Below are 15,508 nucleotides of genomic sequence, written 5' to 3' on the forward strand. Positions count from 1 at the left end.
AACAAAGCTCATGTATTATAAACAAGTAATTGAGATATGAAAATTATTTAGGAGGATGTATGAGTAAGATTTCTTTAAGACATGTATATAAAAAGTATGAGAATGGAATCGATAACGCTGTTAAAGACTTTAATCTTGAAGTAGAAGACAAAGAGTTCATAGTCTTTGTTGGACCATCAGGCTGCGGCAAGTCCACAACACTTAGGATGATAGCTGGACTTGAAGATATTAGTGAGGGTGAGCTACTAATCGATGGCAAGAGAATGAACGAGGTAGCGCCAAAAGACAGAGGCACCGCAATGGTCTTTCAAAATTATGCTCTATACCCACACTTAAATGTTTATGACAATATTGGTTTTGGGCTAAAGATTCGCGGCATTGACAAAGATACTAGAGATAAAAGTATTAGAGAAACTGCGGAAAAGCTTGGTTTAACTGAGTATCTAAAGAGAAAGCCGTTTGAGCTATCAGGCGGACAAAAGCAAAGGGTAGCTTTAGGCAGGGCCATAGTTAGAGACGCTGAAATCTTTTTAATGGATGAGCCGCTATCGAACCTTGATGCTAAGCTTAGAATACACATGAGAGAAGAGCTTGTTGAGCTACAAAGGGAGCTGGGCTCAACTGTTATATACGTAACTCACGATCAAACAGAGGCTATGACTATGGCTACAAGGATAGTTTGTTTAAAAGATGGCGTGATTCAACAAGTTGGCACTCCAAAGGAGCTTTATGAAGACCCTAGCAATGTCTTTGTTGCGGGCTTTTTAGGAGCACCGCCAATGAATTTTATCAAAGGAAAAATTAGATACGGAAAACTTTATAATAGCAAAGGAAGGGCTCTTGCAAATTATTCTAAAGTTGACAATAAAGATGTAATCATGGGCATTAGGCCTGAGCACATTAGAATTACTGATAATGAAGATGACTTAGCATTAAAGATTAAGATGGTAGAGCTATTAGGAGCAGATTACCATATACATGGCGAGCTAGATGGAGATGAGATAACTCTTAGAGTAGATGCAAAGCTTGATATCGAGTCAAAAAGCGAGATACATATTGCTTTTGTGACAGAAAATATCTTGCTATTTGATGCTAAGACAGAAAACAGAATTTTCTGGGAGGCAATAGATGGAGCTAAGTAGAGAAGTAAGCAAAGCAAAAGATAAAAACAAAGCAAAAAGAGTTCGTGGAATAAAAAGTATAAGCTTTTCAGGCTTTCTTGTCTATATAGTTTTGCCACTAATACCGATTTTGGTGTTTTGGTTCATCCCAATGATAGCGTCATTCTTACTAAGTTTTACAGATTGGGACTATATCAGCCCGACATTTAATGTTGTTGGCGCACAAAACTACAAGGACATACTTAGTAGCGATGCCTTTTGGCAAGCACTTAAAAATACTTTGTTATTCGGTCTAGGAACAGTAGTTCCGACACTTATCTTTGGTTTTTTGATGGCAATACTCATAGATAAGTTTAGACGCGGCAAAGAGCTTATACAAGGCTTTTTATTCGCACCATGGATTACACCGATGGTTGCTATGTCTATAGTATGGAGCTGGATGTTTAGACCAGATATCGGCCTTATTAATAGAGGGCTAGCTATTTTTGGAATAAGTGGACCAAACTGGTTAACAGACTCAAACACAGCGCTCATCGCTGTAATGATAGTAACCGTATGGAAGACATCGGGCTGGTGCATGCTTTATTACGCGGACGCTATCAGCAAGATACCAAAGGATTTATTCGAAGCATATGAACTTGAAGGCTCAAGTGTTTGGCAAAAGATAAAGTACATCTATATGCCGATGACAGCAAAGACAACACTGTTCTTAGCGGTTATAAGCCTAATTAACTCAATACAAGCCTACGACCAAATCAGTGTACTAACACGTGGCGGTCCAGCAGGATCAACAAGAACACTGCTTTATTTATTCTATCAAATGGCATTCGAGCAATTCAACATGGGAAAGGCGACAACGGTAACCATGATTATGGTCGTCATTACTGGTATACTCGCTGGACTTATGTTTATCTTGCAAAAGAAGTTCGCAAATAGGTGATAAAGATGAAAAAACAAATTAAATCAGTAAATATAATAATAGTTACAATAGTAAGTATCATTACCTTCTTCCCACTTTTATGGATGTTCTCAAACTCATTTAAGAGTGCGGAAAGCATAATCAGAGAGCCGATGAAATTAGCTCCAGAATTCTTTGACTTAAGAAATTTTAGAGGAGTTTTAGAGCAAGCACCATTTGACCTATATATTTTTAACAGTATAATCACATCCATCGCGATAGTTGTACTTCAAATGCTAACTTCTATACTCATGGGATATGGCTTGTCACGCTTTAAGTTCAAGGGAAAGAAAGTTTTATTTGGGGCAATACTATTAACGTATATGCTGCCAGCTGCGGCGACTTATGTACCGAGCTATGTAATACTTGCTAAGATGAATTTAATAGATACACTAACTGGCATTGTAATATCAAACGCGGCGAGCGTCTTTGCCATATATATGATTTATCAAACATTTTCATCCATACCAAAGGAGCTTATCGAAGCGGCTGAGATGGACGGAGCAAATAACTGGCAGATTCTTTGGAGAGTTTTGGTACCAGTAGCAAAGTCTACAATACTTACAACTGCTTTAATTCAGTTCGTGGCGATGTATAATAACTACATGTGGCCATCACTTATAACTAACAGCAAAAAGAATTATCTAATAAGCGTTGGCTTAAATATATTCTTTAATTCAAGAGGAAATTTCACTCAAAACCTACCTATGCTCATGGCAGCTAATGCGATTGCGGTACTTCCGCTGTTAATATTATTTTTAGTATTACAAAAGTGGTTTATCAAAGGCATCAGTGACAACGGCATAAAAGGCTAAAATTATCATTATAGGAGGAAAAAAATGAAAAAATTAAGAAGTTTAGCTGTAATACTTTTAGTATTATCACTAGTATTTACAGCATGTTCACCAGCTGCTAAGGAAGCTATGAACGAAGGAGATAAGACTACAAGCGCTGAAGCAAATGAGTCGAAGAGCGAAGAAAAGAAAGATGAAACAGCTAGCGATAAGCCAGTTGAAATTCAATTCTGGTATGGATTAGGTTCTGTAGCTGGAGAAACTATGGAAGAAATTATTAATGATTTTAACAATTCACAAGACAAGGTAAAGGTAACAGGCGTCCAACAAGCCGACTACGACGAAACTTATCAAAAGGTTCAAGCAGCTATTGCAGCTAATCAAGCACCAGCAGTTTTCATAGGTAGCAAGATTAAAGAAATGAGTGAAGCGGGTCTATTGGCTGACTTAACACCATATATCGACGAAAGAACACCTCTTGATGATTATCTAGATGTATTCATGAAGCCAGATCAAATCGATGGCAAAGTATATGCCTTCCCAGCTTATGGCACAACTCAAGTTATTTACTATAGAAAAGATTTACTTGAAAAAGCTGGATTAGATCCTCAAGATGTATATTCATCTTGGGACAAAGTTTTTGAAGCATCAAAGACAATGCAAGAAAAAGGCATAGCTGACTGGGGTCACCTAGTTATGTGGGGCCCAGATAACCTATCAGACATTGCTTATAGCAATGGCGGTACTGTATTGTCAGAAGATGGTAAGACAGTAACTATCAACTCGCCTGAATGGGTTGAGGCTTGGGACTTTGTTAGAAAGCAAATTTTTGACGATAAAACTACTAAGATTGAATCAGGCGGACAAGGCTGGGAATATTGGTACAGAACTATCGATAACGTTATGAATGGTACTGCAATGAGCTATACTGGCTCATCAGGAGATAAGGGCGACCTTGATTTTACAAAGATTGACTCAATTCCTCAACCATCATTACACGATAAAAATGGTAAAGCTCAAGCAGGCGCACACAGCTTATTAGTTCCAGAAGCTGTATCAGAAGAACAAAAGAAAGCTGCTTATGAATGGATAGCATATTTCACAAGTCCTGAAATATCTGCTAAGTGGTCAATGAAGATTGGTTATATACCTGTTAGAAAGAGTACTATGGATATCGAAGAGTACAAGAAGTTTATAGAAGAAAGTCCATATGCAAAGGTACCATATGAACAAGCACTTACAGCTACACCAGTGTTTGTAGACCCTACTAAGGGACAAATCATAGACGCTTTAAAGATAGCTGCAGATAAAGTTGAATTACAAAACGTTCCAGCTAAGGAAGCACTTGACGAAGCACAAAAAGTAGCTCAAAAAGCACTTGATGAAGTACTAAATAAGTAAGATTATAATTTGGGCGTCTCTATATGAGGCGCTTATTTTTTAATGAGAGGTATATATGCAAAGAGAGAAATTTTTAAATATAAAGTTAAATAAGGCTTATGACGTAGTAAATTTCACTATTGATAAAGATATCAAGGCACTAACAATTAAGTGGAGCAATAACAAACAGTTTTTTAGCGCCTACGTTTTCGGCCCAGATAAGAAGCTTTATGCACAGGTAATAGCTGCGAAAGATAGCGGCGAAAGGCACATAGCTACTATCCAATCTAGCTGTTCGCCTTGCTGCCAAAGCTTTAAGCCTAATATAGCTAAGGGCGTTTGGAGTCTTGAATATGGCGTTCTAAATATGTGTGACGCAGATGATATCAGTCTTGAAATTTATGAAGGAGATTTAGATAGTAAAGAAAAAAGATTTAATGAAGTAAATTTATTTGATAGCATAAAGATGAAGGACGATGGACCTAAGAAAACTTCTTATGCGGCGGACTTCCACACTCACACCATATATTCAGACGGTAAAATGTCTAGAGAAGCCAATAACGATGTGGCGATAAAGCAAGGACTAGACTTCTTTGTGCCTACGGATCACAATGTCTATCACTACACATGGCCAAAGCATGAGGGCTTAAAAGTTTACCCAGGTATAGAGATAACGTCTAGCCTTGGTCACATCAACTTATTATTTACAGAAAAAACGCCATTTGCAGAGCATGCAATATATGAGATTGAAGACGAAGAAGCACTTGTAAAGATAATCAAAGAGGCAAAGGATTACTCACTGATTTCAGTGAACCATCCATGTATGCCGCCGTGGGACTTTCATGCAAAATTATTTCCGCTTGACTTAATCACATTTATGGAAGTGATCAACGACCCGACGTATATGACATCTAAAAAGGCAATCAAAGACGCCATAAAAGCCTGGAACTACTTATTGAACGACGGCTACAGAGTCATATCCATAGGCGGAAGCGACTCACACTTACTTCCAGAAGAAAAATATGAGGGTTCAGCATATCCATCGCTTTTAGGAGATCCAAAAACCATAGTTTACGCAAAAGAAAACACAGCCGAAGCGCTTAAAGACGCGATGCTGGATGGAGAAGTGTCTGTGACTAGATCAAAAGAGATAAAGCTTAGTGCTAATGGCTTAGCAAGAGAAAATGAAAACTTCACTGGAAGAGCAAGCCTAAGAGCGGAGTTACTCGAAAACAATTTTCATTCATCAGCTCTCCATATATCTTGGCTAATCGATGGCGAGTGCGTTAAAGATGAAAAGGCTAAAGAGTCGATGTTCAGTATTGAAATAGACAGCGCTTACCACTGGATAAGAGTAGATGTTTGGGACGAAGATGGCAATCTTTATGGATACACTAATCCCATTTTCTTCAATAGAAAGACTAAGGAGCACGAGATGAAAGTCTGGGGCGATTTGATGGAGAAGATGTCAAATGAAAAATAATATAAAAGGCGTAATATTTGATAAAGACGGAACGCTTTTAAAATTTACTGACATTTGGAGACTTAGTTTAGAAGATCTCTTTGATTATTATGAGCTTAGTGAAGCTGATAAGATAGAGATAAGACAGGTAGTAGGAGTGAATGAAGACCGCAGTATTAGAGAAAATTCTATACTTGCCTCAGGCACTATAGCTGATTTAGCAGAAGTATTTAGTAAATATGTTAACAAAAGTAAAGAAGCTCTTGATAAAGAGATAAGTGATTTCTTTTTAGCTTACTTAGCTAAGCATCAAGAATTGATTGTGGGGACGTGTGATGTTAAAAAATGTTTTGACGCGCTAAAGAAACTTGATATCAAAGTAGCTGTCATAACAGCTGATAGCTTTAAGCAAGCAAAACTAAGTTTTGAGATGCTTGGCGTATATGATGAAATAGATTTTTTAGCAGCAGCTGATTTTTATCCAAATAAACCAGATCCATCATCATTAGATGCTTTTTGTAAAAACTTTGGACTAAGTAGAAAAGAAGTAGCCGTTGTAGGCGACTCACTAATAGATTTAGAACTAGGTAAAGTAGCTGGGCTTGCTGTTGGAGTCACATGCGGCGTAGGCACAAAAGAGATGCTCATGAAGGATGCGGATATTGTTTTGAATACGCCACTTGATTTAATAAGTGAATTAAGATAAGTAAAAAATACTATTTGGGTATAAGAAAAGTGTAGAGAATAAATCTTTACACTTTTTTATTGTTTAGGAGATATCAATTGAAAAATTTACTTATTATATTCACAAGAGTGCCTATTGAAGGGCACACAAAGACGCGTCTAGAGGACTTTTTATCTAAAAAGGATATAGTTTTATTTCACAAGAACTTGATAAAAAGACTTCTTTCTGAAGTTATTTCAGATGAGTGGGACTTAGAAGTGCATGTGACGCCTTTTGAAAAAGTTAATATACTTAAAGAATTTTTGCCAAATGAAAGATACAAGGCACAAGCTGATGCTAATCTATTTGAAAAGATGGAGATTGCCATCGATACGGCTCTTAAGACTTATGATAAGGTCGCTATCATCGGTTCAGACATATATGACATCAGCGCAAAAGATATAAAAAATGCCTTTGATGCACTTGATGATAACGATATAATTTTTAATCCATCATCAGATGGAGGCTATTCGCTAGTCGCATCAAAGATAAATATTGACGGCAAACTTAATATAGATTTTAAAAATAAATCAATGATACTTGATGAAACTATAAAAAATTCTAATAGTTCACGTATAAAGTGCCTTAGAATCATCGATGATATTGACACTAAAGAGGATCTATTATATAATTACTTTGGCAAAAATGTAGAATTTTTAAGTGAGGATGAGATTATTTTAGATGGCAAAAAAATTAGGCTAGACGAGAAAATATTTCATGACTTAATAAATATTAACAATTGGAGGAATAATAATGAAGAAAAAAACAATATCTAAGATAGTGCTTATTGCAATCATTGTTTTAACAGTAGTCTTATACTTTGCAATACCAAGCTTTAATGCGACTATGAACAATTTCGTATCAAAGTTAGGCAGCTTGAACCTTGAATCAGTTATAGAGTTAATCAGGGGTTACGGTGCTTACGCAGCAGTCATATCCTTCTTTTTAATGATACTTCAATCAATTTTATCACCAATACCAGCACTTTTAATCACGCTTTCAAACGCAGCAGTATTTGGCTGGTGGAAGGGCGCACTTCTATCATTCTGGTCATCAATGGTAGGAGCTGCACTATGCTTCTATATCGCTAGAACACTTGGTAGAGACGTTGTTGAAAAGATTACGACTAAGACAGGACTTGCTAAAGTTGACGAATTTTTCGAAAGATACGGCAAAAACTCAATACTTATCTGTAGACTACTACCTTTCGTTTCCTTTGACATAGTTAGTTACGCAGCAGGCCTAACACCTATAAAGTTCTGGGACTTTTTCATCGCAACAGGTCTTGGACAATTACCAGCGACTATCGTTTACTCATACTTAGGTAACTTAGCTGGATCTACAAAAACTATATTTATTTCTATAGTGTGTGTAGTTGCTCTAAGTGCCTTAGTTTACATGATAGGTAAAATTTATAATGACAAGAAAAAAGCAAATAAATCCAATTAAGATACTGAGCCTATTAATTATAATAATAGGCTCCGTTCTAGTTATAAAGTACGTGCCCATGGAGAAGCTCAAGGCCTTTATCGAAGAGCGAAGAGAGCTTTCAGAAGTTTTATACGTGGCAGCTTTTGCAATACTTCCAGTATTTTTCTTCCCAGTGCCAGTCCTTGCACTTATAGCAGCTGCTCTATTTGGATTTGTGAAGGGAAGCCTTTTGACCATGGTCGGAGCGATTTTAAATATGTCCATTATGTTTGTCATCGCAAGATACATTGGCAGAGACTTTGTTAGCGCCTTAGTGCATAAACATGTGAGCAAAAAAACTTACGATAGATATTTTTCAAAAGACGCGAACATCGCATCAGGACTATTCTTAGTGAGACTTACACCAATAATTCCATACAATATACTTAATTATGCCTATCCATTAACAGATATAGGATTTTGGAAATATTTGATAGTTTCATTCGTAGGCATTGCGCCAGGAACGCTTGTTTACTTAAACCTAGGCGACAAGATTAAAGATTACAAATCAAAAGAGTTTTTGATTGCAGTTTTAATAATGCTTGCTCTTGTAATTATTTCCATTTTACTAACAAAGTACGTTAATAAGAAAAATGATAGCAATAGTAGTTCCAGTATATAAGGAAGAAAAAAGCATAGAGCGCTTCATTAGGCATTTGTATAGCTTAGATGGCGAGTTTAAGGTCTATATAGCTTATGCCGATGGCGGAGACAAAACTCTTGAAGTTTTAGAAAAATTAAATAAGGAATTTCCATTTAAGATAGTCCACAGCGAAAAATCACGCTCAATTCAGATGAATACAGGCTTTAAAGAAACTACAGAAGAAAAGATAATGTTTTTGCACGCGGACTCTTATTTAGATAAGGACGCCATAGTCAAGATGGACAAGGCACTTGATAAATACAGCGCTGCAGCCATTAAGATAAAATTTACTAGCAAAAGATTTTTAATGAAAGTCGTTGCCTTTAGATCAAATCTAAGACTAAAGCTATATAATATTGCCTATGGCGACCAAGCCATGTCTTTTAGACGCGAGAAATTCATAGACATGGGCATGTTTAAAGAGCTGCCACTTATGGAAGACTACGAAATGTCAAGAAGACTCAAAAAAGAAGGAACAAAGATAAAGGCTATAGACTCATACGTTACGACAGACGCAAGACGCTTTGAACAGATGGGTATACTTAAGACAATAATTCTGCATAAGAAGCTAAAATTTATGTTTTTGCTTGGCTACCCGATTGAAGAGATCACAAGGAGATACAGAGATGAAAGATGATAATAAAAATTATTTAGAATATGTCAAAGAGACTTGCCTCGACTGCTCGCTATGCACACAAAACTGCGATTTTCTAACGAAGTATGGCCTTGATTTAGCAGATTTTGCAGATAGAAACGACTTAGCCTACTCATGCTTTTTATGCGGTAGATGCTACGAGGTCTGTCCCGTTGATTTAGATGGCAGAGAGATCTCACTAATACATAGGAAAAATGAGGGCTTCGGCATGATGAAGTTTGAGAAGTCCCTATATAAATTTAGAAATAATTCAAATAAAGAGACTAAGGATCTCTTGTGGCTTGGCTGCGCTTTTCCAAGAGCCTTTCCAGAAACTACTAAAAAGATGATAGAGATATTTAGAGAAGATGGATGCGATTACTCAATCGACTGCTGCGGTAAGCCAGTCTTTGAAAGCGGTGACAAGGAACGTGCGCAAAATAACATAGACCACGTCAAAATGCTTCTACTTAAGAAAAAAGTCAAGAGAGTCGTTACATGCTGCCCAAACTGCTATCATTTTTTTAAAGATTACACAGACATAAACGTAATAACGATATATGAAAAGCTTCACGAGCTAGGCGTAGGCAAGGTTTTGGAAGATGAGTTTCACATATACCACCCATGCCCAGATAAAGTTCATAAAGAGATGTTTAAAGATTTAAAATATTTTATGCCAAACGCCAAGAGCGACTACAAAGACGTTCTTTGCTGTGGCCTAGGCGGTCTTGCGAGCCGCGACGAACCTGAGATAGCGAAAGCATTTTTAGATAGACTAAAAAATTATGATAGCATGGTCACAACATATTGCGCGAGCTGCTCGATACAGTTTACAAAAAATGGCATAGCAAATCAGCACGCACTTTGCATGATACTTGGTACAGACGAAAAAGTCGTCCCAACAAGCCTAGCTAGATTAATAAAGATGAAATTCTATGGCGGAAGATAAATTATAAGATAAGTTCAATAGAGCTTATCTTTTTTGTGCAAATCTTGATAAAATTACATCTAAGGTATATAATTAAATTAATTCACAGTAAGAGGTGATTTATATGAAGAAAAATAATAAACTTATTAAGTATTTATATTACATATTTCAAAGCATAAATATGCTCACATCACTTGCAGTACCTATCTTTATTAAAAAGATAGTCGATGCAGTAAGCGATAAAAATTATGCTTTATTCAAGTTTAACGCTATAATATTTACAATTTTGATATTAGCTTTTATAAGCACATTAGCTCTTTCATATTACTTCATGATTTATTATGAAGAGAAGGAATTAAGAAGGCTTAGAAGCAAGTTTTACAATTATCTTGGTTTTGAAAGTTTAAACAATTTAAAGAGCAAATCTTTAGGATCTATCATACAGCTTTTTAATTCAGATCTTGAAGGCATCAGAAGCTTTATAATTGAAATACCATACAAAAGAATTGTTAAAGGCATTTATTTGGTTTTAATTATAATACTTATGCTTAGAGAAAATATTTATCTGAGCGCATCTATACTCATAATACTACCAGTATTTTATTTTATACAAAATAAGATGAGCGAGAAAGAAGCTGTAGTTAACAAGGATATAGAAGAAGCAAACGAAAAGCTCAATGGCAATATCGAAGAGTTTTATAATTATAATTATACGATAAAAGCATTTAATTCGAGTGAAGATACAATTATAAAAAATGAAGCGGGTTTGGATAAGTATCTTGAAAAAGTTTTTGAAAGACTCAAGATTGATATAGTTTATGATTATTTTATGTCAAATGGCCTTTTAAATATACTCGACCTAATCATATATATCTTCGGTGGCTTTTTAGTTTTTAAAGGCTCAGTCAGCATAGGTACTTTGATTTTATTCAGTCAATACGTATCAAAGCTTTGGAACCCAATAGAGTTTTACATGTCATATCCAAGAGAGAAGTCCTTGTATGAAATGCACAAAGAAAGATTGGATAGTGTAATTAATTTTGAAAGCAAATTTATAGATGAAGATGCAAAAGATTTTGAAAGCCTAGAGCTAAAAGATTTATCCATAGAATACAATGAACTTATTTTAGATAAGATTAATTTAGAGATAAAAAAAGGCGAGAAGATACTGATAAAGGGAAGCAATGGTTCAGGCAAGACAAGCCTACTTAGAGCTATATCAGGTCTTGAGACTGACTATAGTGGAGAAATATTTTTAAATGGCTTTGAAGTGAATAAAGAATCAAACATATTAAATAAAATTATAAGGCTAGTTCCAGATAAAGCAGATATATTCTATGGAAATATAGAAGAAAATATCAATATGTTTTCAAATAAAAGTGTAAATAAAGATACTAAGATAATTAAAGCCTTAGGGAAAAACAATCTTAGCTTAGATACAGTTCTTGCTTCAAGCATGAACAATCTATCTGGTGGAGAGAAGAAGCTTATAGAGCTTGAAAGAGCATTTCAAAGCATAGGAGAAGTATTTATCTTTGATGAGCCGCTTAATTATGTAGATAAAAATAATTCAGAACTAGTCATAGACTGCATTAAAGATTTTACAAAAGATAAAACAGCAATTTTAGTTTCTCATAATGAGAGCATAGAAAAAATTGCTGATAAAGTATATGAGATAAAGAACAAAAAATTGATTAGAATTAAATAAATTAGATTTAATACAAAAGCAGATGCACATCATTAATGCATCTGCTTCTTTTATATCTCATATACTATTGTTCCTTATTACCCTGCAAATACTTTGGCCTTTTATAGAATGTATCTAGTAGTGGTACCATGAAAGCGGCGATAAAGCCGCCTGAGAAGCCATTGTTATAAAGGTTAAGTCCTGAGTGAAGGCCGCCAACGTTGTTTATAAGCGCCATGTGCAAGAAGCCTGCCAAGAAGCCTGCGAAGCTACCGTAGTAGTTTGAGATCGGGCAAAGTGTTGTGCCGAAGAGGCTTGCAAGTAAAAGTGCTGTATCATGCGGGTTGTAGACGTTGATCAGGCTCGCGACGTATATGCCTAAAAATATTGGTAGAGCATTTCTTATGTCTTTACCGATGAAGGCAAAGCCCATGATTGTCAGTATACCGCCGATGATTGGCCCGTTTAGCTCGCCGCCGACAAGTAGAACATAAAGTGTTGATACTATGCCTAGTGTGCCTGCGTTTATTAGGCAAGCACCGCTACCAAATTCTGCCTCGTAATTTTGAAGCATGGGTCCAGTTCTTTTAAGCAGTTTAAAATAATTTATTAGTGCATCTTGTTCACAAAGTCCCAAGGCTATGAAAAGTATTGATGTTAGCATGATTAGCGGCATGAATTTATCGTTGTATCCGCTTAAGACTATACTTTTTTGTGGGAGATTTATATTTATGGTTTTTAAAAATCCTGAGTAAAACATAGCGATGATACCCGCTGTGAAGCCGCCATTGTAAAGGTTAAAGCCTTTATGAAACTCTTTGAATGGTTTTAAAAGCGGCGTAAATATAAAGCCTACTAAAAAGCCTGCGAAAAATGCGCAGACCACGCCAAAGGCTCCACCGACTAAGAGGTAGACGTTTGTCACCATAGGGGCAAGTGATGTAACGAATAGAGCATTTGCGATATTGTCCTCGACCTTTATCTTATATAGCCTTGTAAATGTCATGACTCCAAACATAAGCGGTACTGAGTTGAATAGGTTTTTACCGAACAAGGAGAAGCCTGATACAACGAAGACTGCTGCTATATGTATCCCTTTTAAATCTATCTTTCTAATATTCATCATCATGATTGAAAATAGTGTTACGATGGAGCTATTAACAAGGGCGGCGCCGATGTTTGCAAGTTTCATATAGTCTGTCACAAGCGATGCGGATGAGACGGATATTAGTTTTAAACTGGCATAAATTTCATCGGGTGTATTATAGGCAAAGCCTGTTATAAATAAAAATATGGCGTATATATATAAAATTAAGTACTTATATTTGTAATCACTCAGATTAATCATTGTATGCGCCTCCTTAAAATTCTTATATATATTTTACCATAAAATGGATAAAGTTGATATAATATTTTTGTTATTTATTTATATCTTTTGGGTATATATGAACTGAGCGAAAAAAGCTTATAATAAGGAGGTAAAAATGACAAATTTAATAGGTAAAAAATTAGACGAATTTAAGGTAAACGCATTTCAAGCTGGTAAGGACTTCTTTCAAGTAACAAATGAAGACTTAAAGGGTCACTGGAGCGTACTTTTCTTCTACCCAGGAGACTTTACATTTGTATGCCCAACAGAACTAGAAGCACTTGCTGAAGAATATGAAAACTTTAAGAAAGCTGGCTGCGAAGTATATTCAGTTTCAACTGACTCTGAATTTGTTCACATGGAATGGCAAAAAACATCTCCAGCAGTTTCAAAAGCTAAATACGTTATGCTTGCTGACAGAGCATTTGAACTTTCTAGAATGCTTGGAGTTTTAAACGAAGAAGAAGGTCAAGCATACAGAGGATCTTTCGTAATCAATCCAGACGGTGTTATCACTGCTTATGAAATCCATGACATGGGTATAGGCAGAAGCCCTAAGGAATTACTAAGAAAGGTAGAAGCTTCAAAATTCGTTAACGAACACGGAGACAAAGTTTGTCCAGCAAACTGGATGCCAGGCGAAGACACACTTACACCAGGCATGGACCTAGTAGGTACAATATAAGATATTTACAAGAGTAGGCGCATCTATGCCTACTCTTTTTACGTCTAGGCCATTTTAAAAAATTATCAAGATAAAGGGATATTTCGCTTGACGTATTAATATATTTGGTTGTATAATAAATATATAGGCAAAACTATGTGTGTAAATAAAGGAGGTTATTTAATGAGAAAAACAGAGTGTACAACTATATTAGTTGGTAAAAAAGCGTCTATAGATGGAACTATCATCATCGCGAGAAATGAAGATTATCATGACGCCATTAACTTAAAGAAATTTGTGGTTCATGAAGATAAACCAAATGGAAGCACTTATGAATCAGATAACACAAAGGTTAAAGTTAAATTGCCAAAAGGCGCAATGAGATATACAGCTATCCCATCAGATGATAAGAACGAACCAGGCCAATATGCTGAAGCAGGTTTTAACGAACTAGGCGTTGCAGTTAGCTCAACAGAAAGCTTATATGGTAACGAAAGAGTTTTGGCTCTTGACCCACTAGTACTTGATGGTATCGCAGAAGACGCTATAAATGATTTAGTTACACCATATGCGAAATCAGCTCGTGACGGAATTAAATTCTTAGGTGAACTTATCAAGAAATATGGTTCAGCTGAAGGAAACGGTATCTTGTTCGCGGACAAAGACGAAGCTTGGTATATGGAGATACCTACAGGACATCACTGGGTAGCAGTTAGAATACCTGATGATTGCTACGCAGTTGCTCCAAACCACGTATGCATCGAACAGATAGACTTTAATGATAAAGAAAATTATATGTGGTCAGAAGGCATGGAAGAATTTGTTAAAGAAAATAACTTAAATCCAGACTTCGAAGGATTTAACTTTAGAAAAGTTTTCGGCACATATAGAGAGCTAGACAGAGTTTATAACACACCTAGAGCTTGGTACGCACATAAATTATTATCCTCATGTGACTTGGGCCCAACTTGCGGCGACATACCATTTATTAAGAAAGCTACAAGAAAGATTTCAGTTGAAGACTGCGCTAAAGTTTTAGGTTCACACTATAATGAAACAGAATTTGACCCAATAGGCTGGCAAGGAACAGAGCAAGAAAAGAAGAGATTCAGATGCATCTCACTTTCAAGAACAGCTCACTCACACATCTTACAAGTATATCCAGACCTAGATGAAAAACTTAGAGGAGTAACTTGGTTATCCTTCGGAACAACAGCATTCAACCCATACGTACCATTCTTTAACTACGTTGAAGACACACCAAAAGAATACAGAACAGTTCCTGAAAAGATGGACATCGACAACGCTTACTGGCTAGCAAAAGTCTTCGCATACTACGCAGAAGAACACTACAAATTATTTAATAGAGATACACATGAATTTTTACAACGTATGGCAATCTATGGCAGACAAAGAGTTATGGAAATTCAAAAAGGAGCTAAGGGCTTAGACGACAAAAAACTAATGAAATATTTGACAGAAGAAAACCAAAAGACAGCAACTTACTTCATCGAAGAAACAAAGAAACAATTACAAGATTACGCTACAAGAGCTTTGTTCACTTCAAAATTAACTTTCCAAATGGATAAAAACTTATAGAATTTAATATTATGTATATGGATGGGGCCTTATGATGAGGCTCCATTTTTTGCTTTAGCATGAAAATAAATTATA

General features: G+C 35.9%; 15 protein-coding genes. 14 read left to right on the forward strand and 1 reads right to left on the reverse strand.

The window, feature by feature from the left end; translation table 11 throughout:
* The first annotated feature begins 29 nt into the window (after nucleotides 1-29).
* From AC2UOP_RS04395 to AC2UOP_RS04450, 12 genes are all read left to right on the forward strand, one after another.
* On the forward strand, nucleotides 30-1,142 hold the full coding sequence (locus AC2UOP_RS04395; protein ID WP_484832766.1) for an ABC transporter ATP-binding protein: 1,113 nt from the start codon (nucleotides 30-32) through the stop codon (nucleotides 1,140-1,142).
* Entirely contained in the window at nucleotides 1,129-2,061 is a 933-nt protein-coding gene (locus tag AC2UOP_RS04400; protein WP_484832767.1) for a carbohydrate ABC transporter permease, read from the forward strand. Before AC2UOP_RS04395 ends, AC2UOP_RS04400 begins: the two co-directional genes overlap by 14 nt.
* Before the next feature lie 5 nt (nucleotides 2,062-2,066).
* Nucleotides 2,067-2,894, forward strand: coding sequence for a carbohydrate ABC transporter permease (locus AC2UOP_RS04405; RefSeq protein ID WP_019214085.1), 828 nt, complete (start codon nucleotides 2,067-2,069; stop codon nucleotides 2,892-2,894).
* A 24-nt stretch (nucleotides 2,895-2,918) separates the two neighbouring features.
* Complete coding sequence (locus AC2UOP_RS04410; RefSeq protein WP_484832768.1) at nucleotides 2,919-4,274, forward strand: ABC transporter substrate-binding protein; 1,356 nt, start codon at nucleotides 2,919-2,921, stop codon at nucleotides 4,272-4,274.
* A gap of 55 nt (nucleotides 4,275-4,329) precedes the next feature.
* A complete protein-coding gene (locus AC2UOP_RS04415) occupies nucleotides 4,330-5,736 on the forward strand; it encodes a CehA/McbA family metallohydrolase (RefSeq protein ID WP_484832769.1) in 1,407 nt (468 codons plus the stop codon).
* Entirely contained in the window at nucleotides 5,726-6,421 is a 696-nt protein-coding gene (locus tag AC2UOP_RS04420) for an HAD family hydrolase (protein WP_484832770.1), read from the forward strand. Before AC2UOP_RS04415 ends, AC2UOP_RS04420 begins: the two co-directional genes overlap by 11 nt.
* A gap of 77 nt (nucleotides 6,422-6,498) precedes the next feature.
* Nucleotides 6,499-7,215 carry a TIGR04282 family arsenosugar biosynthesis glycosyltransferase gene (locus tag AC2UOP_RS04425; protein ID WP_484832771.1) on the forward strand — a complete coding sequence of 239 codons (717 nt, stop codon included), beginning with the start codon at nucleotides 6,499-6,501 and terminating at the stop codon, nucleotides 7,213-7,215.
* Nucleotides 7,193-7,888, forward strand: coding sequence for a TVP38/TMEM64 family protein (locus AC2UOP_RS04430; RefSeq protein WP_106018542.1), 696 nt, complete (start codon nucleotides 7,193-7,195; stop codon nucleotides 7,886-7,888). Before AC2UOP_RS04425 ends, AC2UOP_RS04430 begins: the two co-directional genes overlap by 23 nt.
* Nucleotides 7,857-8,531, forward strand: a complete 675-nt coding sequence (locus tag AC2UOP_RS04435) for a TVP38/TMEM64 family protein (RefSeq protein WP_484832772.1) — start codon at nucleotides 7,857-7,859, stop codon at nucleotides 8,529-8,531. The genes AC2UOP_RS04430 and AC2UOP_RS04435 overlap by 32 nt, the downstream gene beginning before the upstream one ends.
* Nucleotides 8,503-9,189 carry a TIGR04283 family arsenosugar biosynthesis glycosyltransferase gene (locus AC2UOP_RS04440; RefSeq protein WP_484832773.1) on the forward strand — a complete coding sequence of 229 codons (687 nt, stop codon included), beginning with the start codon at nucleotides 8,503-8,505 and terminating at the stop codon, nucleotides 9,187-9,189. Before AC2UOP_RS04435 ends, AC2UOP_RS04440 begins: the two co-directional genes overlap by 29 nt.
* Nucleotides 9,179-10,135: a heterodisulfide reductase-related iron-sulfur binding cluster gene (locus AC2UOP_RS04445; RefSeq protein WP_484832774.1), complete on the forward strand. Its 957-nt coding sequence runs from the start codon at nucleotides 9,179-9,181 to the stop codon at nucleotides 10,133-10,135. The genes AC2UOP_RS04440 and AC2UOP_RS04445 overlap by 11 nt, the downstream gene beginning before the upstream one ends.
* 103 nt (nucleotides 10,136-10,238) lie before the next feature.
* Complete coding sequence (locus AC2UOP_RS04450; protein WP_484832775.1) at nucleotides 10,239-11,822, forward strand: ATP-binding cassette domain-containing protein; 1,584 nt, start codon at nucleotides 10,239-10,241, stop codon at nucleotides 11,820-11,822.
* A 64-nt stretch (nucleotides 11,823-11,886) separates the two neighbouring features.
* Here AC2UOP_RS04450 and AC2UOP_RS04455 read toward each other — a convergent pair whose 3' ends face one another.
* Nucleotides 11,887-13,149 (reverse strand): DUF1576 domain-containing protein, encoded by a 1,263-nt coding sequence (locus AC2UOP_RS04455; protein WP_484832776.1) that lies wholly within the window; start codon nucleotides 13,147-13,149, stop codon nucleotides 11,887-11,889.
* 136 nt (nucleotides 13,150-13,285) lie between these two features.
* Between AC2UOP_RS04455 and AC2UOP_RS04460 the strand changes: the two genes are divergently transcribed.
* Together AC2UOP_RS04460 and AC2UOP_RS04465 are read left to right on the forward strand one after the other, a co-directional pair.
* Nucleotides 13,286-13,855, forward strand: coding sequence for a redoxin domain-containing protein (locus AC2UOP_RS04460; protein ID WP_019214074.1), 570 nt, complete (start codon nucleotides 13,286-13,288; stop codon nucleotides 13,853-13,855).
* 162 nt (nucleotides 13,856-14,017) lie between these two features.
* Complete coding sequence (locus AC2UOP_RS04465; protein WP_249242403.1) at nucleotides 14,018-15,433, forward strand: C69 family dipeptidase; 1,416 nt, start codon at nucleotides 14,018-14,020, stop codon at nucleotides 15,431-15,433.
* Nucleotides 15,434-15,508 lie beyond the last annotated feature (75 nt).

The organism is Fenollaria sp., assembly GCF_057222035.1.

Bases quoted from the DNA above. Each gene is read 5' to 3' on its own strand.
- AC2UOP_RS04400 (WP_484832767.1), top strand. From the start codon at position 1,129: ATGGAGCTAAGTAGAGAAGTAAGCAAAGCAAAAGATAAAAACAAAGCA.
- AC2UOP_RS04405 (WP_019214085.1), top strand. From the start codon at position 2,067: ATGAAAAAACAAATTAAATCAGTAAATATAATAATAGTTACAATAGTA.
- AC2UOP_RS04410 (WP_484832768.1), top strand. From the start codon at position 2,919: ATGAAAAAATTAAGAAGTTTAGCTGTAATACTTTTAGTATTATCACTA.
- AC2UOP_RS04415 (WP_484832769.1), top strand. From the start codon at position 4,330: ATGCAAAGAGAGAAATTTTTAAATATAAAGTTAAATAAGGCTTATGAC.
- AC2UOP_RS04420 (WP_484832770.1), top strand. From the start codon at position 5,726: ATGAAAAATAATATAAAAGGCGTAATATTTGATAAAGACGGAACGCTT.
- AC2UOP_RS04430 (WP_106018542.1), top strand. From the start codon at position 7,193: ATGAAGAAAAAAACAATATCTAAGATAGTGCTTATTGCAATCATTGTT.
- AC2UOP_RS04435 (WP_484832772.1), top strand. From the start codon at position 7,857: ATGACAAGAAAAAAGCAAATAAATCCAATTAAGATACTGAGCCTATTA.
- AC2UOP_RS04440 (WP_484832773.1), top strand. From the start codon at position 8,503: ATGATAGCAATAGTAGTTCCAGTATATAAGGAAGAAAAAAGCATAGAG.
- AC2UOP_RS04445 (WP_484832774.1), top strand. From the start codon at position 9,179: ATGAAAGATGATAATAAAAATTATTTAGAATATGTCAAAGAGACTTGC.
- AC2UOP_RS04450 (WP_484832775.1), top strand. From the start codon at position 10,239: ATGAAGAAAAATAATAAACTTATTAAGTATTTATATTACATATTTCAA.
- AC2UOP_RS04455 (WP_484832776.1), bottom strand. From the start codon at position 13,149: ATGATTAATCTGAGTGATTACAAATATAAGTACTTAATTTTATATATA.
- AC2UOP_RS04460 (WP_019214074.1), top strand. From the start codon at position 13,286: ATGACAAATTTAATAGGTAAAAAATTAGACGAATTTAAGGTAAACGCA.
- AC2UOP_RS04465 (WP_249242403.1), top strand. From the start codon at position 14,018: ATGAGAAAAACAGAGTGTACAACTATATTAGTTGGTAAAAAAGCGTCT.